The organism is Microbacterium sp. Root61, assembly GCF_001427525.1.
GTDB lineage: Bacteria > Actinomycetota > Actinomycetes > Actinomycetales > Microbacteriaceae > Microbacterium.
This window is the reverse complement of sequence record NZ_LMGU01000002.1, coordinates 464,075-484,131: the sequence shown is the minus strand read 5'-3', so window position 1 is coordinate 484,131 and position 20,057 is coordinate 464,075. Positions and strand designations below refer to the sequence as shown.

The window sequence follows — 20,057 nt, the reverse complement described above, 5'->3', positions numbered from 1 at the left end:
GCTCCGGGTCGCCGGCCGCAAGGGCCGGCACGATGCGGTCAGACCGACTGAATCAGCTTGACGGTGAGGGAGTCCACCAGTACGGCGATGCGGTTGTCCGCCGCCCAGCGCCGCGCCAGGCGCGCCAGCACAGCGTCGAGTTCCGCCTGGTCCAGGCCGTGGATGAGTTCGAGCAGCACGACGAGCTCCGGGCCGCGGAGGCGTCCGGACGGGTCGCCCGCCTCGACCGACAGGTCGAGCACGGCGAGCTCACCGGCGACGCTCTCCTGCAATCCGGTGAACACCTCGACCGAGGTGACCGCGGGCTCCCACGCGTGCCCCTGCGCGATCGCCCACACGGCGGGGCGGCGGATGACGAACTCGGTGTCGGACGTGGGGTCCACCACGATGAGGTCGGTGTCATCGGCTGCGGCGGCCAGCGCCGTGCGCACACCGTCGGCCGGCACCGGCCGAGCCGCGGCATCCCATCGCGACAGAGCCGCGACGGACGTGAACACGGGCAGCACGCGCCGGCCGTCCGGAGCGGCGACCGTGACGATCGACAGCTCCTGCGTCTTGTCGACGACGAGCCCGTGCGCGCCGATGCCTTCGTCGCCCTTCTCGGCGACGAGCGGGATCAGCAGGCGTGCCGTGCGATACGCGTCGATCACCGCGACGGGACTGCCCTGCCCGGCGTGGAACGCGATCAGGGCGCGCAGCAGCGCCGGGTCGGCCGAGCCGTCATCCCCGGAGTGCGGGTTGGGCTCGAACCGCCGCCCTTCCCAGGGCACGCCCGCGGAATCCGCGTGCGTGTGCCCGTGGTCGGAGTGACCGGGCTGATCAGCCGCCTGCGACATCGAGCGCCTCGGCGAGCGTGAACGCGCCGGCGTACAGGGCCTTGCCGACGATCGCGCCCTCGACACCGAGCGGCACGAGCTCGCGCAGTGCGGCGATGTCATCCAGGCTGGAGATCCCGCCGGAGGCGACGACCGGCTTGGGGGTGCGCGTGACCATCTCGCGCAGCAGTTCGATGTTCGGACCCTGCAGCGTGCCGTCCTTCGTGACGTCCGTCACGACGTAGCGGGTGCAGCCGGCGGCCTCGAGTCGCTGCAGGACGGTCCACAGGTCGCCGCCGTCGCGGGTCCAGCCGCGTGCGGCGAGCGTCGTGCCGCGCACGTCGAGCCCGACGGCGATCGCGTCGCCGTACCGGCCGATCACGTTGGCGGCCCACTCCGGGTTCTCCAGCGCCGCGGTGCCGAGGTTGACGCGCGTGGCGCCGCTCTCGAGCGCGGCCTCGAGCGAGGCGTCGTCGCGGATGCCGCCGGAGAGCTCCACCTGCACACCGCGGACGGCCTTGATCGCCTTGCGGAGCACGGCGGTGTTGTTGCCGCGGCCGAAGGCGGCGTCGAGGTCGACGAGGTGGATCCACTGCGCGCCCTGGCGCGCCCATTCCAGCGCTGCGTCGACGGGGTCGCCGTAGCTCGTCTCGGTACCCGCCGCGCCCTGCGTGAGGCGGACGGCCTTGCCGTCGGCGACATCGACGGCAGGAAGGAGGATCAACTCGGGGGTGGACGCGAAATCGTTCATGGCTCCCAATGGGGGTAGGCGGGGTATGGCGGCGGGGAGATCACTCACCCGCGGACGGCACGAGGTCAGAGCGTAGTCGCGCTGAGCCCGCCGATCCAGTTGGACAGGAGCTTGATGCCGGCGTCGCCGGACTTCTCCGGGTGGAACTGTGTCGCCGACAGCGGGCCGTTCTCGACCGCGGCCAGGAAGGGGGACGCACCGTAGTCGCACCAGGTCAGGATCGGCTGCCGATACTGCGGCTGGACGTCCATGACCCACTTCTGCACGCCGAACGAGTGCACGAAGTAGAACCGCTCGTCCTCGAGGCCGTGGAAGAGTCGCGACCCTTCGCCGGGCTGCACGGTGTTCCAGCCCATGTGCGGCAGCACGGGCGCATCGAGCTCAGTGACCACACCGGGCCACTCCCCCATGCCTTCCGTGTCCACGCCGCGCTCGACGCCGAGCTCGAACAGCACCTGCATGCCGACGCAGATGCCCAGCACAGGCCGTCCGCCGGCGAGACGCCGGCCGATGAGTTCATCCCCGCGGCTGGCGCGCAGGGCGTCCATGACCGCGCGGAAAGCGCCGACACCGGGTACGACGAGCCCGTCGGCCTCGGCGACCAGACCACGGTCCTTCGTGAGTCGCGCGTCAGCCCCGGCCGCCGTCAATGCCTTGACGGCGGAGTGCACGTTTCCCGATCCGTAGTCCAGGACCGCGACGAGCGGCGTGCGGGTCACAGAGCGCCCTTCGTGCTCGGGATTCCCTCCACGAGGGGATCGAGGGCCTTGGCCTGGCGGAACGCACGGGCGAACGCCTTGTACTCCGCCTCGGCGATGTGGTGCGGGTCGCGGCCGGACAGGACGCGGACGTGCACCGTGAGGCCGGCGTTGAACGCGATGGCCTCGAACGTGTGCCGCACCAGCGAACCGGTGAAGTGCCCGCCGATCAGGTGGTGCTCGAAGCCGACGGGCTCCCCCTCGTGCACGAGGTAGGGACGACCGCTGATGTCGACGACCGCCTGCGCGAGCGCCTCATCCAGCGGCACCAGGGCGTCGCCGTAGCGGGAGATGCCGGACTTGTCGCCGAGTGCTTCGCGGATCGCCTGGCCGAGCACGATCGAGATGTCTTCCACCGTGTGGTGCGCGTCGATGTCGGTGTCCCCGGACGCCCGCACCGTGAGGTCTGTCAGCGAGTGCTTGGCGAACGCCGTGAGCATGTGGTCGAAGAACGGGACCGTCGTGTCGATGTGGCTCACGCCGGTGCCGTCGAGGTCGAGCGACAGCTCGACCGTGGACTCACTCGTCGCGCGGCGCAGCGACGCCGTACGGTGCTCGGTGGGGCGGGTCATGAGGCCGAGTCTATCGAGGCCAGCGCGTCCAGGAACGCGGTGGTCTCCGCCTCCGTACCCGCGGTGACGCGGAGGTGGCCGGGGATACCGACGTCCCGGATGAGCACACCGCGGTCGTATAGCGCGCGCCACGTCGCGGCCGGGTCGGCGACGCCGCCGAAGAGAAGGAAGTTCGTCCACGATTCGTACGGTTCGTAGCCGAGGGCCGCCACCGTCGCGGCGATGCGCTCGCGCTGCAGGACGATGTCGTCGACCGTGCGCAGCATCGTGTCGGCGTGACGCAGGGCGGCCGTCGCGGCCGCCTGGGTGAGCGCGCTGAGGTGGTACGGCAGCCGCACCAGCCGCAGCGCGTCGATGACCGCGGGGTCCGCAGCGAGGTATCCGACGCGTGCGCCGGCGAACGCGAACGCCTTGCTCATCGTGCGCGACACCACGAGGCGCTCACGGTCGGGCAGCAGCGTCAGCGCGGAGCGCTCGTCCCGCGGTGCGAACTCCTGGTACGCCTCATCCACGATGACGATGCCGTCGGTCGCGTCGTAGACGGCCTCGATCACATCGAGCCGCAGCGGCGTGCCCGTGGGGTTGTTCGGCGCGCAGAGGAAGACGACGTCCGGTGCCGCGTCGGCGACCTGGGATGCGGCATCCTGTGCCGTCAGCGTGAAGTCGTGGCCGCGCGTCCCGGCGATCCAGGACGCGCCGGTGCCCTGAGTGATGAGCGGGTACATCGAGTACGTCGGAGCGAAGCCGAAGGCGGTGCGCCCGGGCCCGCCGAATGCCTGCAGCAGGTGCTGCAGCACCTCGTTCGAACCGTTGCCGGCCCAGATCTGCTCACGCGTGAGCCCGTGCCCCAGGTAGTCCGCGAAGCCCTCACGCAGCGAGGTGAACTCGCGGTCGGGATATCGGTTCACATCGCGCAGGGCGAGAGCCACGGCATCCAGGATGTCGTCGGCGACCTCTTCGGGAACGGGATGCGTGTTCTCGTTCACATTGAGGGCGACGGGCAGCGGGGCCTGCGGGGCGCCGTAGGGCGTCAACCCGCGCAGATCGGCACGCAGAGGGAGGTCTTCGAGACGGGCACTCACCTGTCCCATCGTAGAGCCGTGCGCGTACCGCGTCGGCCGCTCAGTGACCGGCGGTGTACTCGGCGGGGATCGCGAGCTTCTGACCGGCGGCGAGCGTCGCGCCGTCGAGTGCGTTGAGTCGTTCGATCGCGGAGACCACGTCACGCGGGTCTGCGTTCGGCGCCACCGACAGTGCGATCGACCAGAGCGAGTCGCCGGACATGACCGTGACGGTCTCGAAGGAACCCGCGGGTGCGCCCGCGTCACGCGAGGCGACCGCGACACCGCCGCCGATGATCGCCGCGGCAAGGGCGACGATGACCGGAAACGCTGTGACCGCTGCAAGCACGCGACGACCGCGCACCGTGATGCGCAGGCGCGTCGCGCTGCCGGTGACGGGTCGAACGGCGACGTGGTTCGCGATTCCGATGGCGGTCATGGCTCCTCCTAGGTGGGGAGAGATTCGCATCCGCACCTCGGCCGGGAGGAGCGGGTGCGAATCTCTATTCCGAAGTTATCTTCGAAGTTTTAGGATGTCAAGTGGATGTTCGGAGCCGGATTCTTCGAACACGACACGCGAACAAGTTGCCGACGAAGTCGGCTCGAACCGGATACGGTTTCGATGTGAACACCCCACCACGGGGCTCCGACATTCGAAGACGGGTCCTCCGCACGGCCCTTCAGACAGGAGCAGGATGATGACCGAGACGACGTCTGGGTTGGGTGGGCGCGAACGGCCGCAGACCCGCCGACGCAAGAGCCTGAGCGACAAGCAGATGGCCATCCTCGAGGTGATCCAGCGCTCGATCGCACGCCACGGCTATCCGCCGAGCATGCGCGAGATCGGCGACGCGGTCGACCTGAAGTCGCTCTCCAGCGTCACGCACCAGCTGAACCAGCTCGAGCTGAGCGGCTACCTGCGGCGCGACCCGGGCAAGACCCGCGCGATGGAAGTGCTCATCGACCTGCCCGGTACCTCGACCGAGAACCCCGCCGACAGCGCACCCGCCGTCGGCGACGCCGCCCTGGTGCCGCTGGTGGGACGCATCTCCGCCGGTGTGCCGATCACGGCCGAGCAGCAAGTGGAGGAGATCTTCCCGCTCCCCCGCCAGCTCGTCGGCAAGGGCGACCTCTTCATGCTCAAGATCGTCGGCGAATCGATGATCGACGCGGCCATCTGCGACGGCGACTGGGTCGTCATCCGATCGCAGTCCACCGCCGAGAACGGCGACATCGTCGCGGCGATGCTCGACGGCGAGGCCACGGTCAAGACGTTCCGTCGTCGTGACGGCCACACCTGGCTGCTGCCGCGAAACTCGGCCTTCGAACCGATCCTCGGCGACCACGCCACGGTGCTGGGCAAGGTCGTGGCAGTGCTGCGCGCCGTCTAGGCGCTTCTTCCGGCGTGACCGGCCCGAGCGATAGTGTGACGACACATCACTCGAAGGGGACCGCCATGTCCATGGATGCCGCTGAACTTCGTGCCGAAATCGATCGGCTGCGCGCCGAGAACGAGGCGCTGCGGGCGGTCACCGCGCCCGCCCCGGAGCCGGATGAGGTCGCGCCTCCGTCCCCTCGACGTGCGAACTGGTGGCGGGGGGCGCTCTCGGCCTTATGCATCACCGTCGCCGGCATCCTGGTGCCCGTCTCGATCGTGGCTGCGTGGGCACGCACGGAGCTGGTCAGCGAGGAGTCGTTCGTCCAGACCTTCGCACCTCTCGTCGACGACGCCGGCGTGCAGCAGCTGATCATCGACCAGACCTCCACCGCCGTCGACGAAGCCCTCGACATCCCGTCCTTCACCAACGATCTGTTCGATGGGCTCGCGACTCTCGATCTTCCGCCCCGGGCCCAGAGCGCAATCGATCTGATGCGTGTCCCGGCGGCGGCAGGACTCCAGAACCTCGTCGACTCGTCGATCACGCGCGTCGTCGAGTCCGATGCCTTCTCCGCGGTGTGGCAGCGCTCGCTTCTGGCCAGCCATCGCGCCCTCGTCGCGGTCGCCACCAACGACGAGTCGGCGGCCGTCAGTGTCGACAGCCAGGGCGCCCTCGGCATCAACCTCGGGCCGATCGTCGAAGAGCTCAAGACCACGATGGTCGACCAGGGGTTCGGCTTCGCCGCCTCGATCCCGGCCATCGACCGCACCATCGTGCTCGTGCAGTCCGATGCGCTCCTGCTGGTGGGCACCATTTACCAGCTCGCGGTGACGCTCGGCTGGTGGCTGCCGGTCATCTCGCTGGCGCTCTTCGCCCTCGGCATCCTCCTGGCCCGTCGCCGCTCCACAGCGGTGCTCGGCACGGGCGTCGCGATCTTCGTGGGCGCCGGGGTGCTCGCCGCCGGACTCAGCGGGGCGAGCGTCGTCCTGGGCCTGAGCGCCGGATCGCTCGGCATTCCCGCCGCCACCCTCGACACGATCTTCTACGCCGTGGTGGGCGCCATGCGCGACACCGCGATCGTCCTGACGTTCCTGGGCCTCGTCATCGGCATCACCGCGTGGCTCGCCGGGCGGTGGGCTCCCGCCGCACGCGTGCGCTCCTTCACCGGCTCGCTCACCACGAGCGCCCGCACGGGACTGCAGCGCCGCGGCTTGAACACCGGCCGCTTCGGAGCGTGGCTGCACGCGCAGCGCACGCTCGTGCGGCTGATCATCCTCGCGCTGACGGTGCTGCTGCTGTTCGCACTGCGGCCACTTTCGATCGGCGACATCCTGCTGACCGTCATCCTGGGTCTGGTCGTCTGGTTCATCGTCGAGCTGCTGCAGCGTGACCCGGCGCTCGTGGTCGAGACCGAGGCCGACGCCGAAGCCGCTGTCGACGCCGCCGCGCCCGAGGAGGACGAGCTGGTCTCGGTGGGCGTGGATGCCGTCACCGTCGTCGATGATGCGCCCGTTGCGGACGCACCGCCGACGACGGGGAAGCGTCCCCCTAAGCGTTGACGCTCAGGCCGGTCCGCACCCGTACGGTGGAGGCATGACCGAAACGCTCCCCTACGGCGCCTGGCCTTCCCCGATCTCCGCGCGCGATGTCGCCGCCGGGGCCCACCCCGTCGAGGGCGGCCGCTACGTCGGCGACGAGATCTGGTGGCTGGAGCGGATGCCGTCCGAGCGCGGTCGATCCGCGGTGCGCCGCGCCGCGGCATCCGGAGCCGAGCCCGAGACGCTCCTGCCCGCGCCGTGGGACGTGCGCTCGCGCGTGCACGAGTACGGCGGCGGCGCGTGGACCGTCGCGGACGGCGTGCTCTACTTCGTGGAGAGCTCGGACCAGCGCCTCTGGACGATGGTGCCGGGTGGTGCACCGCGGCCGCTGACACCGGCTGAAGGCGGCATGCGGTTCGCGGATCTCGTGATGTGGGGCGACCGCGTGCTGGCCGTGCGCGAAACGGACATCGAAGGACGGATGCCGCAGCGCGACATCGTCACCGTTCCGGTCGACGGATCCGCGGCTGAGGACGCCGCTGCGATCGTGTCGGTCGTGGCGGGCAGCGACTTCGTGGCGTATCCGCGTGTCTCGCCCGACGGCGCGCGGCTGGCGTGGATCGCGTGGAACCACCCGAACATGCCGTGGGAGGCCACGAAACTGCGCGTGGGAGAACTCGTCGACGGTCGCGTCGCCGGCTGGACGACGGAAGTGGGCAACCCGGGTGAAGCGCCGCAATCGGTCCTGCAGCCCGAATGGGTCCCCGGGGTCCGGCGGTACGCGACTCCGGAGGTCACCCCGGGGCCAGAACTGCTCTATGTCACGGATTCCGGTGGCCGCTGGAATCTGCACCGCGTGGGCTTCGACGGGATGAGCTCGCCGGAGGCGATCGCCCCGGTCGACGCCGACACGGGCGGCGGACTGTGGAACCTCGGCATCCGCTGGTACGTCCCGCTGCCGGGCGGCCGGATCGTCTCCGTCCGCACCAACGGTTCGGACTCGCTCTGGCTGCAGCAGCCGGACGGCTCGGCGCGGGAGATCCCCTCACCGGTGACCGCGCGCGTGCTGTTCACCGACGTGCGCGGAAGCCGCGTGCTGTTCGCCGGCGCCGGGGCGACCACGCTCGGCGGCCTGTGGGAGCTCGACCTCGACGCCACCGACCCGGCACCGCGCCTGGTGCGCAGCGCGGTGGACGAGTCCCCGGCCCCAGCCTGGCTGCCGGTGGCGCAGTCGATCACCGTCGATGGCCAGCACGGAGCCGTGCACGCGTTCGCGTACCCACCGACGAATCCGGACGTGACCGGCCCCGCCGACGCGGCTCCGCCGTACCTCGTGCTCGTGCACGGCGGGCCGACCGCACACCGCGCGGGCGAGGCATCCGTCGACATCGCGTACTTCACGAGCCGGGGCATCGGCGTGCTGGATGTGAACTACGGCGGATCCACCGGCTACGGCCGCGAGTATCGCGAGCGGCTCAACGGTCAGTGGGGCATCGTCGACCGCGACGACGTGATCGCCGCAGCCTCCGGGCTCGCCGATGCCGGGCTCGCCGACGGTGCCCGCCTCGCGATCCGCGGCGGCTCCGCCGGCGGCTGGACGGTGCTGTGCGCCCTCACCGCCAGCGATCGCTTCGCCGCGGGGATCAGCCGTTACGGCGTGGCCGACCTGCGAGCCCTTGCCGCCGATACGCACGACTTCGAGGCGCGGTACCTGGACGGGCTCGTCGGGCCCCTCCCCGAGGCGGAGGCGGTCTACCTCGACCGCTCACCACTGTCGCACCTGGACCGCTTCACGACCCCGATGCTGATCGAGCAGGGCCTCGACGACCCCGTGGTGCCGCCGGCGCAGTCCGAGGCCGTCCGCGACGCGCTCGCCTCGCGCGGCATCCCGCACGCGTACCTGGCGTTCGCGGGCGAGTCGCACGGCTTCCGCCGGCCCGAGACGGTCATCGCGGCGCTGGAGGCCGAGCTGAGCTTCCTGGGTCAGGTACTCGGGTTCGAGCCCCTGGACGTGCCGAGGCTCGCGCTCGACTGAGCCGGGCGCCTAGACGCGATAAGGGGCGAGTTCCGCGGCGAGGCGCTCGGACACGAACGCGTGCAGCGCGGTGCCCTCGGCCTCGTGCGTCTGCGACACGATGTGTCCGGACCCGTGGGCGGCCGAGACCAGGTCGCCCCGGTCGTACGGAACGATGGCGCGGACTTCGACGGCAGGCAGCGGCAGGGCGGCCTCGATGGCAGCACGCAACTCGTCGATGCCCTCGCCACTGCGCGACGACGCGAACAGCGCCTTCGGCTCGAGTCCGCGCAGCACCAGCCGCGTGTCGTCGTCGACCAGGTCGGCCTTGTTGAAGACCACCAGCTCGGGGATGTCGCGCGCGCCGACGTCGCCCATCACATCGCGGACCGTCTGCAGCTGAGCCGCCGGATCCGGGTGCGCGGCATCGACGACGTGCACGATGACATCGGCGTCGGCGACCTCTTCGAGCGTCGAACGGAACGCCTCGACGAGTTGGTGCGGCAGATTGCGCACGAAGCCGACGGTGTCGGTGAGCGTGTACACGCGGCCATCGGATGCCTCGGCCCGGCGCACGGTGGCGTCCAGGGTCGCGAACAGGGCGTTCTCGACGAGCACGCCGGCGCTGGTGAGGCGGTTCAGCAGGCTCGACTTGCCCGCGTTGGTGTATCCGGCGATCGCGACGGACGGGATCGTGTTGCGCTTGCGCTCGGCCCGCTTGGCCTCGCGGGCGGGGCCGTAATCGCGGATCTGGCGGCGCAGGATCGCCATCTTCGTGCGGATGCGGCGACGATCGAGTTCGATCTTCGTCTCACCGGGTCCGCGCGAACCCATGCCCGCACCGCCCGCGCCGACCTGGCCACCGGCCTGACGGCTCATCGAGTCACCCCAGCCGCGCAGACGCGGGAGGAGGTACTCGAGCTGGGCGAGCTCGACCTGGGCCTTGCCCTCGCGGCTCTTGGCGTGCTGGCTGAAGATATCGAGGATGACGGTGGTGCGGTCGATGACCTTGACCTTCACGACGTCCTCGAGTGCGCGCCGCTGGCTGGGTGCGAGTTCGGTGTCGGCGATCACGGTGTCGGCGCCGAGCGCGGCGACGATGCTGCGCAGCTCATCGGCCTTGCCACGCCCGATGTAGGTCGCGGGGTCGGGATGCGGTCGCCGCTGCAGCACGGCGTCGAGCACGACGGCGCCGGCGGTCTCGGCCAGGGCGGCGAGCTCGCGCAGGGAGTTCTCGGCATCCGTCTGCTCGCCCTGCGGGTGCACGCCGACGAGAACGACGTTCTCCAGGCGCAACTGGCGGTACTCGACCTCGGTGACGTCTTCGAGCTCGGTGGACAGACCGGGCACGCGGCGCAGAGCGGCGCGCTCCTCGCGGTCCCATTGGGCGCCGTCGGAGTCGGCACGGGTCACCGTGGTCTCGTCCTGCAGCGCCTGGGCCGCACCGAACACGCGCACACCGGAGTGCGCGTCCGCACGCGCGAGCACGCGATCCACCGGGTCCACCGGGGTCTCGTCCGTGCTCATCGGTGTCGTCGATTCGGTCATGTGTTCCTTCCACTTCCCCACCGTGGCGGGGCGACGTAAACTCTCTAAACTCTAGCTCTCCCGCGTCGGCGGGGTCCTCCGGTACGCTCGCTGGCATGGCGAGTGACCACTACTTCAGTGCGATGCCCGCGAGTCCCGAGAATCTGCGGCGTATCCGTGTCACCCTCGCCGGCCACGACGTCGAGGTCACGACGGCGGGTGGCGTGTTCAGCCCGGATCATGTGGACTCCGGCACCGCGGTGCTTCTGTCGAACACACCCCCGCCCCCTCCGGGCGGACATCTGCTGGATCTCGGGAGCGGATGGGGGCCCATTGCGCTGTCACTCGCGCTTCAATCCCCGCATGCCACGATCTGGGCCGTCGATGTCAATGAGCGCGCCCTGGATCTCGTTCGGCGCAATGCCGACGCCCTCGGTCTCTCCAATGTCAACGCGGCATTGCCCGACGATGTTCCCGCCGACATCGTGTTCCGCACGATCCGCTCCAACCCGCCGATCCGCGTGGGCAAGAACGAGCTGCACGGGCTGCTCGAGCGCTGGATCCCGCGGCTCGACGAACGCAGCGACGCCTGGCTCGTCGTGCAGCGCAACCTCGGCTCGGACTCGCTGCAGCGCTGGCTGGCGGCATCCTTCCCCGACGGCTTCAGCGTGCACCGCGCCTCCACGGCGCGCGGGTTCCGCGTGCTCAAGGTGCGGCACCACGGTTCGCCGCGCAGCGAACCCATCGACATCGTCTGAGCACTCCCGTCGCGGACCGCGCTCAGGGGGACTCGGCTTCCGCCCGACATGCGCGCTGCCGCTTGCTCGTATCAGGGGATCTGGCCCACGCAGGACGATCCACGCCGAAACGTCCTGCCTCCGCCAGATCCCCTGATCTCAGAGGGGGTCGACCGCGGCTCAGAGCGGCTCAGGCGAGCGCGACCTCGCCTGAGTACACCAGCGTCGCCGGGCCGCTCAGCGCGACGTGATCGCCGTCCGGCGCAGAGAAGATGCGGACACCGAGCGTGCCGCCGGGCACATCCACGCTCCACCGGTCGGGCGCGGCGGCGCCGGCCCAGTAGCGCACGGCCAAAGCGGATGCCGCGACGCCGGTGCCGCAGCTGAGCGTCTCTCCGACGCCGCGCTCGAACACGCGCATGCGGATGGATCCGACGCCGTGATGCACCAGCGGGTCGCTGGGCACGACGAACTCGATGTTGGCTCCGCGCGGCGGCGCGGGGTCGAGGATCGGCTGCACGGTGAGGTCGAGGCCGTCGAGCTCGGATTCTGCGGGTAGGGCGACCACGATGTGCGGGTTGCCGACGTCGATGCCCACCCCGGGCCGCGCGACGGGGAGTCCCTTGGCGCGCACGAGCACGTCGTCGGCGTCGATCGCGAAGACGCCGAGGTCGACCTCGAGCTCGTCGTCCGGACGCGACACCGGCTTCACGCCCGCGCGCGTGCCGATCGCCAGCGCCCCGCCGTCGGGGAGCTCGGCGAGACCGGTCTCCAGCAGATACTTCACGTACACGCGGATGCCGTTGCCGCACATCTCGGCGGCCGATCCGTCGGCGTTGCGGTAGTCCATGAACCATTCGGCGCCGGATGCCGCGGCCCCGGCCCCCTCGCGGATCGCGGCGGAACGGACCACGCGCAGGATGCCGTCCGCACCGATCCCGAACCGGCGGTCGCACAGTGCGGCGACCTGGGCGTCGGAGAGGTCGATGTCGCCAGCGGGGTCGGCGATGATGACGAAGTCGTTGCCGGTCCCGTGGCCTTTCGTGAAGGCGATGGTCTGCGGCATCCCCTCAGTCTAGGTCGGCCGGGGAGTCGCGAGCTGAGTGTTGCCGGACCCGGATTCCGGGCCGGCTCTAGGATGGCGGCATGCCCGTGAACCCGCTGCTTCCGACCGGGTATGACATCGTCTGGTCGATCGCCGTCGTGGCACTCGCCGTCTACGCCGTCAGCGCCCTGGTGTCGATCTGGCGGGTGCAGGCGACACTGAGCGGATTCGCGGCCGTGGGATGGATGCTTCTGGTCGTGGTTGCGCCGTTGCTCGGCGCGACGGCGTGGTTCCTGTTCGGACGGCCGCGCGCCGCGGCATCCACCGCCGACTGACTCAGTCGGCGATCAGTCGCTTGCCCGTCGCACCGATGTCGAAACGCTCGTACCCGAGCGCGTCGTAGAACCCCAGCACGTCGTCGTTGCCCGGGCGGACCATCAGCTGCACCTTCGGGCAACCCATCGCCGTGAGGGCCTCCTCGGCGGCATCCACGAGGGCGCGTCCGATGCCCCCGCCGCGGCGATGCGGCGCGGCAGCGAGGTAGTACAGCCACCCGCGGTGACCGTCGTAGCCGGCCATGACGCTGCCGATCACCTCGTCACCGTCGACGGCGACCATGAACAGCTCGGGTTGCACGGTGAGCTTGCGCTGGATATCGAGGTACGGGTTGTTCCAGGACCGGGTGAGGCCGGCGTCCTGCCAGAGGGAGACGACGGCCTCGGTGTCGCCGATGGCGAAGGGGCGGATGCGAGTCATCGACCCAGTATCCGCTCCGCGATCCCCTCTTCCCCGGCATCCAGCCACAGCGTGTCGTCGTAGCGGCGGAACCACGACACCTGCCGGCGCGCGTAGCGCCGGGTGAGCGCCTGGGTCTCCGCGATCGCCTCGGCCTGCGTCATGGTGCCGGCCAGCTGGGCGAGACCCTGCGCGTAGCCGATGGCGCGCCGGGCGGTCACGCCCTGCTCGAGCCCCTGCTCCCGCAGCCCCGCGACCTCGTCGATCAGTCCGTCCGCCCACATGTGCTCGACGCGGACATCGAGGCGGGCGACCAGCTCTTCGCGCGGCATCCGCACCCCCGCGATGCGTGTCTCGGAATGCCAGAGCAGCGGAGCCTCCGGCAGCGCGGCGCCATGATTCTGCTCGCCCTGCGCGAGGACCTCGAGCGCCCGAACGACGCGGCGCCCGTTGCGCGGGTCGATCCGCTCGGCGGTCGCCGGATCGGCGGCCTTCAGCCGGGTGTACAGCGCGCCGGGACCGTCGGCCTCGAGCTCGGCCTCCAGCGCGGCGCGCAAGTCTGCGTCACGCGGTGGGAAGCGGAAGTCGAACAGCACGCTGGACACGTACAGCCCCGAGCCGCCGACCAGGATCGCATCGGCACCGCGCTGGTGGATCGCGGCGATCGCCTCGCGCGCGGCCGTCTGGTACCAGGCGACGGCGGCATCGTCGGTGACGTCGAGGGCATCGAGCAGGTGGTGCGGGATGCCGCGCCGCTCCGCGAGCGGGAGCTTCGCCGTGCCGATGTCCATGCCGCGGTACAGCTGCATGGCGTCGGCATTGACGATCTCGGCCGTGGTGCCCCGCGCGCGCAAGGCTTCGGCGAGATCGAGCGATGCCGCGCTCTTGCCGGTGCCCGTCGCCCCGACGATCGCCCACAGCCGGGGACCGGCGGAGGCGCCGCTCACACGCCGACGCGGAGGGTGGGAAGCCCGAGCGATACGGCCCGCGGCGCCCCGGGATCGGCCGGCGCAGACGGGAGTGCGCAGGACTCGGCCTGCGTGCGGTCCCACGCGTCGCCCGCACGGGTGCGGCGGATCGTCAGCGGTGCACCGTCGGGTGAATCCGCGAGCAGGTGGAACGGCGCGGCGTGGGTCACGGTCACGGTGACCACGTCACCGGGTCGCGGCTGCGCGGAGCCCTCGGGGAGCTCGAAGTGCACGAGGCGGTTGTCTTCGGCGCGGCCGGTGAGGCGGTGGGTCGCGGAATCCTTCTTGCCCCCCGCCGACACGAGCACCCGCAGCTCACGGCCGACCTGCTTCTGGTTCTCTTCGAGACAGATGCGGTCCTGCAGAGCCATGAGGCGCTCATAGCGCGCCTGCACGACGGCCTTCGGCACCTGGTCGGGCATCGTCGCGGCGGGAGTGCCTTCGCGGATCGAGTACTGGAAGGTGAAGGCGCTGGCGAAGCGGGCCTGCTCGACCACGCGCATCGTCTCTTCGAAGTCTTCGTCGGTCTCACCCGGGAAGCCGACGATGATGTCGGTCGTGATCGCCGCGTCCGGCATCTTGGCGCGGACGCGGTCGAGGATGCCGAGGAACCGGTCGCTGCGGTAAGAACGACGCATCGCCTTGAGGATGCGGTCGCTGCCGGATTGCAACGGCATGTGCAGCTGGGGCATCACCGCCGGGGTCTCGGCCATCGCGTCGATCACGTCGTCTGTGAACGCGGCGGGGTGGGGGCTCGTGAACCGGACCCGCTCCAATCCCTCGATCTCCCCTGCGGCGCGCAGCAGTTTGCCGAAGGCCTGGCGGTCGCCGAACTCGACGCCGTAGGAGTTCACGTTCTGGCCCAGCAGCGTGACCTCGATCGCGCCGTCGTCGACGAGGAGGCGCAGCTCGTTGAGGATGTCGCCGGGGCGGCGGTCCTTCTCCTTGCCGCGCAGGCTCGGGACGATGCAGAACGTGCAGGTGTTGTTGCAGCCCACCGAGATCGACACCCAGCCGCTGTAGACCGAGTCGCGCTTGGTCGGGAGCGTGGAGGGGAAGATCTCGAGCGACTCGAGGATCTCGAGCTCCGCCTCGCCGTTGTGCCGAGCACGCTCGAGCAGGCTCGGCAGGGAGCCCATGTTGTGCGTGCCGAAGACGACATCGACCCAGGGCGCCTTGTCGAGGACGGTCTGCTTGTCCATCTGCGCGAGGCAGCCGCCGACAGCGATCTGCATGCCCGCGTGAGCGTCCTTGCGGGACTTCAGGTGCCCGAGAGTGCCGTACAGCTTGCCGGCCGCATTGTCGCGCACCGCACACGTGTTGATGATGACGACGTCGGCGTCGGTCCCCGCCTCGGCGGGCACGTAGCCGGCGCTCTCCAGGGATCCGGAGAGCCGCTCCGAGTCGTGGACGTTCATCTGGCAGCCGAAGGTGCGCACCTCGTAGGTGCGGGCGTGGCCGTCGGCGTCGAGTGCGGCCGGGGACGCTGCGATGAACGTCGGGGAGCTGATCGGGGAAGACATGGTAGAGACATTCTACGAGCGCGCGCCCGCGAGGCGGCCCCCGGCACGTGGCGGAGCCTTGCCGGGAGTGTGATGTCACCGGATGCGGGTGCGGATCCTGAACGCGGACAGCACTGTGCAGACAATGGCGAGAACGATCAGGATGCCGACGGCAATGGCCGCGGGTACCGTCCAGTCCCCCACGATGGCATCGATACCGTACGCCTGACGGATGGCCTCCTCTGCGGCGGACACACCTCCCGACATCGCGGGGAGCGTCTCCGATGTGAATTCGCGGCGGAACAGCATGGCGGCCTGCCCGAACGGCAGAGCGTTGATGACGTTGCCGACTGCGACCGGCAGCGCCCCGATGGGAATGTATGCCCCCGCGATGAAACCGAGGATGGTGCCCGCAATGGTCGACAGCGCCGAGAACGCCCCGGCTGTGCGGACGAAGGACACCACGAACGCGGACAGCGCGGTGAAGGCGGTGCAGCACAGGACGAGGATCCCGACCGCACGCACGACGGCGTCCGGCGCGAGCCACACCTGGTCCACGATGCCCAGATAGAGGATGCTGACCACGAGCACGACCATCGACATGATCAGCGCAACGGTGACCGCCGAGATCAAGTAGCCGAGCACGATCTGGCTGCGCCGAATCGGGGACACCAGAAAGTCGCGGAACCGCCCCGACTGGGAGTCGTCCACAAGGACCGAGAGCGCACCGAGCCCGGTCGTGATCGTCGTGATGACGACGATGCCCGCGAACATCCAGCTGTCGACGAACGCCTTGATGTCATCGGGATCGGCACTGGGGAAGGTCTCTTGCAAACCACTGGTCTGCAGGTTGCTGAGGAAGAGTGTGTAGAGCGCGAACAGAATAATCGCGCCGAGCAGCGAGAAGAAGACGTTGAGACGGTCGCGGAAGAACAACCGCAGGTTGCGGGCGACGAGCGCTCCGACGACGTTCATGCGGCACGTCCCTTCGCGGCATCCGTCGACTCGTCGTCATCACCGGTGCGCCCCGTGAGCGCGAGGAATACGTCGTCCATGCGTCCGTGGCGGAACTCGAAGTCCCGCACCGCCTCGCCGTGCTGGGCGAGAAGTGCCCGGGCAGTGCGCGCATCGGGCACGGTGATACTCACCACGTCATCCGCTCGTTCGGCCAGGACCCCGGCGGCGTCCGCGAGCTGCGCCAGTGCGTCCGGGTCGGCACTGGTGATGGTCAGCACGCTGCGGCTGTAGGCCGCCCGCAGCTCAGGAGGCGTGCCATCGGCGATGATGCGACCCTGATCGATGATGCACACGCGGTCGGCCTGCTCGGTTTCCTCCATGTAGTGGGTCGTGAGGAAAACGGTGAGGCCGGATGACCGCCGCAGTTCCTGCACGGTCCGCCACACGACCGCCCGGCTGGCGGGGTCCAACCCCGCGGTCGGCTCGTCCAAGAACAGGATGCGCGGCTCGTGCAGGAGCGCCCGTGCGATGTCGACGCGCCTGCGCTGACCGCCGGACAGCTGCCCGTAGCGACGGTCGAGGAAGTCATCCAGTTCGATCAGTTCCGCGAGCTCGCCGATGCGGCGCCGTGCCGAGATCCGATCCAGGTGTGCGAAGGATGCCCGCATCGCGAGGTTCTCCCGCACGGTGAGCATCGGGTCCAGCAGGGAGTCCTGAAACACGACGCCGATGTTGGTCCGCACCTGTTCGCCCTGGGTCCGCACATCGTGGCCGGTGACCCGCACGGCGCCGGCATCGAACGGCAGCGTCGTGGTGAGGCATCCGATCGTCGTGGACTTTCCCGCGCCGTTGGTGCCGAGGAAGGCGAAGATGACGCCGTCGTCGACGGAGAAGCTGAGGTCATCGACCGCTCGCACCTGTCGATAGCGTTTGGTCAGATGTTCCACCACGATGGCCATGTCGCTCCCTTTGCCGTCCTGCCACCGTAATGCGGCACGGGGACAGGACCGGACCCGGCCGCGATGTCGGATCGACCGCACACAGGCGGGTCCAGGTCAGCCGCGGCGCCGGCATGTCATCCGCGACGCTCGATCTCAGCGGTGGTACTGGATGTCAGCGGAAACGAACGCCGGACCCGCCACCGGCCTCCGCGCGTGCTTCCGCGAGCGCGCGCCGCGCCGCCGTCCCCGCGATGGATCCCCCGAACCCGCGTCGCGCCAGCATGCCCATCAGCCGCCGCGTCGCGGTGTCATCGTCGTACCTGGTCAGTGCGCGGGCCTTGCCCTGAGCGAACTCCAACGCGCGCTCGGCATCATCGTCGGGCAGCTCGGCGATGACCGCATCGATGACCTCACGCGCCAGCATCCGCTTCTGCAGAAGCTGTCGAATGGCTTTGGTGCCCTTGTCTTGGCGCGTCGTCGCCGAGTGTACGAGCTGCTCGGCCAGCACGGCGTCATCGAGCCACCCGCGAGCGACGAAGTCCTCGACGACGTCGGAGGCCTCCTCGGCGCTCAGACCCGCGGTGCGCAGCTTCGCGGCGGCCTCGGACAGGGAGAGCCCCCGGCGCCCGAGGCTGCGTGTGAGCGTCACTGAGGCCGCCGCGACGACGGCGTCACGGTCAGGCTCTGCGGGCTCTGCGATCGGAGCCGTCTCACCCCCGGACGCCCCGTCAGGGTCGGGCTCATCGTCGGCCCACGCCGACTCCGTGAAGGAGACGGTCGTGGGGCGGCGCGGCGCCTGCGGCCGCACGCCCGGGAGGTAGGTCACGGGGGCGAGCCCGGGCTCGTCGGCCCAGCGCTCGCCCTCGTGACCGTCGCTCGCACTCATGATCAGGCCGGGCGCTTCTTGGCCAGCTCGTCCACAGCGGGCGCCGAAACCGCCTTGGGTACGCCGATGCCGAGCTTCGTCATGATCTTCGATTCGATCTCGGCCGCGACATCCGGGTTCTTGATGAGGAAGGACCGCGCGTTCTCCTTACCCTGCCCCAGCTGCTCGCCGTCGTAGGTATACCAGGAGCCGGACTTCTTCACGATCTCGTGCTCGACGCCGAAGTCGATGAGACTGCCCTCGCGGGAGATGCCGGTGCCGTACAGGATGTCGAACTCCGCCTGCTTGAACGGCGGCGCCATCTTGTTCTTGACGACCTTGACACGAGTGCGGTTTCCGACCGCCTCGGTGCCGTCCTTCATCGTCTCGATGCGACGGATGTCGAGGCGGACCGACGCGTAGAACTTCAACGCCTTGCCACCCGCCGTGGTCTCGGGGCTGCCGAAGAAGACACCGATCTTCTCGCGCAGCTGGTTGATGAAGATCATCGTCGTGTTGGTCTGGTTGAGCCCGCCGGTGAGCTTTCGCAGCGCCTGCGACATCAGTCGGGCCTGCAGACCGACGTGCGAGTCGCCCATCTCGCCCTCGATCTCGGCACGCGGCACGAGCGCGGCCACCGAGTCGATCACGATCAGGTCGATCGACCCGGAGCGGATCAGCATGTCGGCGATCTCGAGCGCCTGCTCCCCCGTGTCGGGCTGCGACACCAGGAGCGCGTCGATGTCGACGCCGAGCTTCATCGCGTAGTCGGGGTCGAGCGCGTGCTCGGCGTCGATGAACGCCGCGATGCCGCCGCCCTTCTGAGCGTTCGCGATCGCGTGGAGAGTGAGCGTCGTCTTACCCGAGGACTCCGGGCCGTAGATCTCGATGATGCGTCCACGCGGGAGTCCGCCGATACCGAGCGCGACGTCGAGGGCGATCGATCCCGTGGGGATCACCTCGACAGGAGCACGGTCGTCGCTGCCCAGTCGCATGACCGAGCCCTTTCCGAACTGCCGATCGATCTGGGCGAGGGCCGATTCGAGGGCCTTCTCGCGGTCTGCGGGTGATGGCATGTCATGCTCCTTGGTTCGCGTTCCGTCGCCTGTAGGCTGTCGCGATCCGGCCCGGTGGGACGGATGCTGCGACAAGGCGTGTGGTGTCAATCGACGTTTCCCACGCTACGGATGGCTTCCGACATCGGACCTGCGCCACCCGTGGACGTGGACGGAAACGTCCTCGATACCCACTGTGCAGGAGCCTACGCTTCTGTCGAACGAACGTTCGACGACACGCCGGGCGATTTCGACCCGCTCGGACCCGCCGTGTCAGGCCTGGCGCGGCTCCAGGCGGCCGACGCCGTACCGGCGGTCGGCGGGAACATCGGTGTCCGCGCACAGCGCGAGCCAGATGTCGCGCGGAGGCACGCCGGCGTCGAGGGCCTCCAGCGCCGTGCGCCCGATGCCCGAGAGCACGAGATCGTGCACCAGGGTGCTGGATTGCGCGCCGAACTCGTCGTCGACGGCGCGGAGGAACTCACTGCGGCGCATAGGAGTGGCCGGTCACTGGCGACGCGGACGCGTCAGCGCAGCGACATCTCGGCGTCGACGGCGGCGACCAGGTCGTCGGGAACGACGTCGGGGAAGGACTGCAGACCTTCGAGGACGGAGATGCGATCGCCGACCTCGCGCATGATCGTCGAGATGGGAACGTCCAGGGCGTCCGCCACCGAGGCGAGGATCTCGCTCGAGGCTTCCTTCTGGCCGCGCTCCACTTCGCTCAGGTAGCCGAGCGCGACACTGGCGCGGCTGGCCACCTGGCGGAGGGTGCGTCCCTTCTGCTGACGGAAATCACGCAGGACTTCGCCGATCTCTTGACGTACCAGAATCATT

Annotated in this window: 22 protein-coding genes; 5 read left to right on the top strand and 17 right to left on the bottom strand. The window is 69.8% G+C overall.

The window, feature by feature from the left end; genetic code table 11:
- Window positions 1–38: 38 nt before the first annotated feature.
- From ASD65_RS18515 to ASD65_RS18490, 6 genes are all read right to left on the bottom strand, one after another.
- The gene (locus tag ASD65_RS18515; RefSeq protein WP_056226258.1) at window positions 39–836 is read right to left on the bottom strand and encodes an SseB family protein; all 798 of its coding nucleotides are present in this window, start codon (window positions 834–836) and stop codon (window positions 39–41) included.
- Window positions 820–1,566 (bottom strand): bifunctional 1-(5-phosphoribosyl)-5-((5-phosphoribosylamino)methylideneamino)imidazole-4-carboxamide isomerase/phosphoribosylanthranilate isomerase PriA, encoded by a 747-nt coding sequence (gene priA / locus ASD65_RS18510; RefSeq protein WP_056226255.1) that lies wholly within the window; start codon window positions 1,564–1,566, stop codon window positions 820–822. The genes ASD65_RS18515 and priA overlap by 17 nt, the downstream gene beginning before the upstream one ends.
- A gap of 65 nt (window positions 1,567–1,631) precedes the next feature.
- Window positions 1,632–2,285, bottom strand: a complete 654-nt coding sequence (gene hisH / locus ASD65_RS18505; protein ID WP_056226252.1) for an imidazole glycerol phosphate synthase subunit HisH — start codon at window positions 2,283–2,285, stop codon at window positions 1,632–1,634.
- Window positions 2,282–2,896, bottom strand: coding sequence for an imidazoleglycerol-phosphate dehydratase HisB (hisB, locus tag ASD65_RS18500; RefSeq protein ID WP_056226249.1), 615 nt, complete (start codon window positions 2,894–2,896; stop codon window positions 2,282–2,284). Before hisB ends, hisH begins: the two co-directional genes overlap by 4 nt.
- Window positions 2,893–3,987, bottom strand: a complete 1,095-nt coding sequence (locus ASD65_RS18495) for a histidinol-phosphate transaminase (RefSeq protein ID WP_200948739.1) — start codon at window positions 3,985–3,987, stop codon at window positions 2,893–2,895. Before ASD65_RS18495 ends, hisB begins: the two co-directional genes overlap by 4 nt.
- 31 nt (window positions 3,988–4,018) lie before the next feature.
- Window positions 4,019–4,396: a LysM peptidoglycan-binding domain-containing protein gene (locus ASD65_RS18490; protein ID WP_056226242.1), complete on the bottom strand. Its 378-nt coding sequence runs from the start codon at window positions 4,394–4,396 to the stop codon at window positions 4,019–4,021.
- A 259-nt stretch (window positions 4,397–4,655) separates the two neighbouring features.
- On the opposite strand from ASD65_RS18490, the gene lexA reads away from it, so the two are divergent.
- From lexA to ASD65_RS18475, 3 genes are all read left to right on the top strand, one after another.
- A complete protein-coding gene (gene lexA / locus ASD65_RS18485; RefSeq protein ID WP_056226510.1) occupies window positions 4,656–5,348 on the top strand; it encodes a transcriptional repressor LexA in 693 nt (230 codons plus the stop codon).
- 65 nt (window positions 5,349–5,413) lie between these two features.
- Window positions 5,414–6,895, top strand: a complete 1,482-nt coding sequence (locus tag ASD65_RS18480; protein WP_056226239.1) for a hypothetical protein — start codon at window positions 5,414–5,416, stop codon at window positions 6,893–6,895.
- A 34-nt stretch (window positions 6,896–6,929) separates the two neighbouring features.
- Complete coding sequence (locus tag ASD65_RS18475; RefSeq protein ID WP_056226236.1) at window positions 6,930–8,909, top strand: dipeptidyl-peptidase 5; 1,980 nt, start codon at window positions 6,930–6,932, stop codon at window positions 8,907–8,909.
- 9 nt (window positions 8,910–8,918) lie between these two features.
- Here the strand turns inward: ASD65_RS18475 and hflX are convergent, their stop codons facing one another.
- Complete coding sequence (hflX, locus tag ASD65_RS18470; RefSeq protein ID WP_056226234.1) at window positions 8,919–10,436, bottom strand: GTPase HflX; 1,518 nt, start codon at window positions 10,434–10,436, stop codon at window positions 8,919–8,921.
- A 95-nt stretch (window positions 10,437–10,531) separates the two neighbouring features.
- Here hflX and ASD65_RS18465 point away from each other — a divergent pair, with 95 nt between their 5' ends.
- Complete coding sequence (locus ASD65_RS18465; RefSeq protein ID WP_056226230.1) at window positions 10,532–11,173, top strand: class I SAM-dependent methyltransferase; 642 nt, start codon at window positions 10,532–10,534, stop codon at window positions 11,171–11,173.
- A gap of 169 nt (window positions 11,174–11,342) precedes the next feature.
- Here the strand turns inward: ASD65_RS18465 and dapF are convergent, their stop codons facing one another.
- Complete coding sequence (dapF, locus tag ASD65_RS18460; protein ID WP_056226226.1) at window positions 11,343–12,218, bottom strand: diaminopimelate epimerase; 876 nt, start codon at window positions 12,216–12,218, stop codon at window positions 11,343–11,345.
- 80 nt (window positions 12,219–12,298) lie between these two features.
- On the opposite strand from dapF, the gene ASD65_RS18455 reads away from it, so the two are divergent.
- The gene (locus ASD65_RS18455; protein ID WP_056226223.1) at window positions 12,299–12,532 is read left to right on the top strand and encodes a PLDc N-terminal domain-containing protein; all 234 of its coding nucleotides are present in this window, start codon (window positions 12,299–12,301) and stop codon (window positions 12,530–12,532) included.
- Between the two features lies 1 nt (window position 12,533).
- Here ASD65_RS18455 and ASD65_RS18450 read toward each other — a convergent pair whose 3' ends face one another.
- The 9 genes from ASD65_RS18450 to ASD65_RS18410 form a co-directional block, all read right to left on the bottom strand.
- Window positions 12,534–12,953, bottom strand: coding sequence for a GNAT family acetyltransferase (locus ASD65_RS18450; protein ID WP_056226219.1), 420 nt, complete (start codon window positions 12,951–12,953; stop codon window positions 12,534–12,536).
- Window positions 12,950–13,879, bottom strand: a complete 930-nt coding sequence (gene miaA, locus ASD65_RS18445) for a tRNA (adenosine(37)-N6)-dimethylallyltransferase MiaA (protein ID WP_056226217.1) — start codon at window positions 13,877–13,879, stop codon at window positions 12,950–12,952. Before miaA ends, ASD65_RS18450 begins: the two co-directional genes overlap by 4 nt.
- Window positions 13,876–15,423 carry a tRNA (N6-isopentenyl adenosine(37)-C2)-methylthiotransferase MiaB gene (miaB, locus tag ASD65_RS18440; protein WP_056226215.1) on the bottom strand — a complete coding sequence of 516 codons (1,548 nt, stop codon included), beginning with the start codon at window positions 15,421–15,423 and terminating at the stop codon, window positions 13,876–13,878. Before miaB ends, miaA begins: the two co-directional genes overlap by 4 nt.
- A 75-nt stretch (window positions 15,424–15,498) precedes the next feature.
- Window positions 15,499–16,377 carry an ABC transporter permease gene (locus ASD65_RS18435; protein WP_056226211.1) on the bottom strand — a complete coding sequence of 293 codons (879 nt, stop codon included), beginning with the start codon at window positions 16,375–16,377 and terminating at the stop codon, window positions 15,499–15,501.
- The gene (locus ASD65_RS18430; RefSeq protein ID WP_056226208.1) at window positions 16,374–17,318 is read right to left on the bottom strand and encodes an ABC transporter ATP-binding protein; all 945 of its coding nucleotides are present in this window, start codon (window positions 17,316–17,318) and stop codon (window positions 16,374–16,376) included. Before ASD65_RS18430 ends, ASD65_RS18435 begins: the two co-directional genes overlap by 4 nt.
- 154 nt (window positions 17,319–17,472) lie before the next feature.
- Window positions 17,473–18,186, bottom strand: coding sequence for a regulatory protein RecX (locus ASD65_RS18425; RefSeq protein ID WP_056226205.1), 714 nt, complete (start codon window positions 18,184–18,186; stop codon window positions 17,473–17,475).
- Window positions 18,187–18,188: 2 nt separating this feature from the next.
- The gene (gene recA / locus ASD65_RS18420) at window positions 18,189–19,241 is read right to left on the bottom strand and encodes a recombinase RecA (protein ID WP_056226202.1); all 1,053 of its coding nucleotides are present in this window, start codon (window positions 19,239–19,241) and stop codon (window positions 18,189–18,191) included.
- A gap of 252 nt (window positions 19,242–19,493) precedes the next feature.
- Window positions 19,494–19,715: a DUF3046 domain-containing protein gene (locus tag ASD65_RS18415; RefSeq protein WP_056226199.1), complete on the bottom strand. Its 222-nt coding sequence runs from the start codon at window positions 19,713–19,715 to the stop codon at window positions 19,494–19,496.
- Window positions 19,716–19,747: 32 nt separating this feature from the next.
- Window positions 19,748–20,056: a helix-turn-helix domain-containing protein gene (locus tag ASD65_RS18410; RefSeq protein ID WP_056226196.1), complete on the bottom strand. Its 309-nt coding sequence runs from the start codon at window positions 20,054–20,056 to the stop codon at window positions 19,748–19,750.
- Between the last annotated feature and the right edge of the window lies 1 nt (window position 20,057).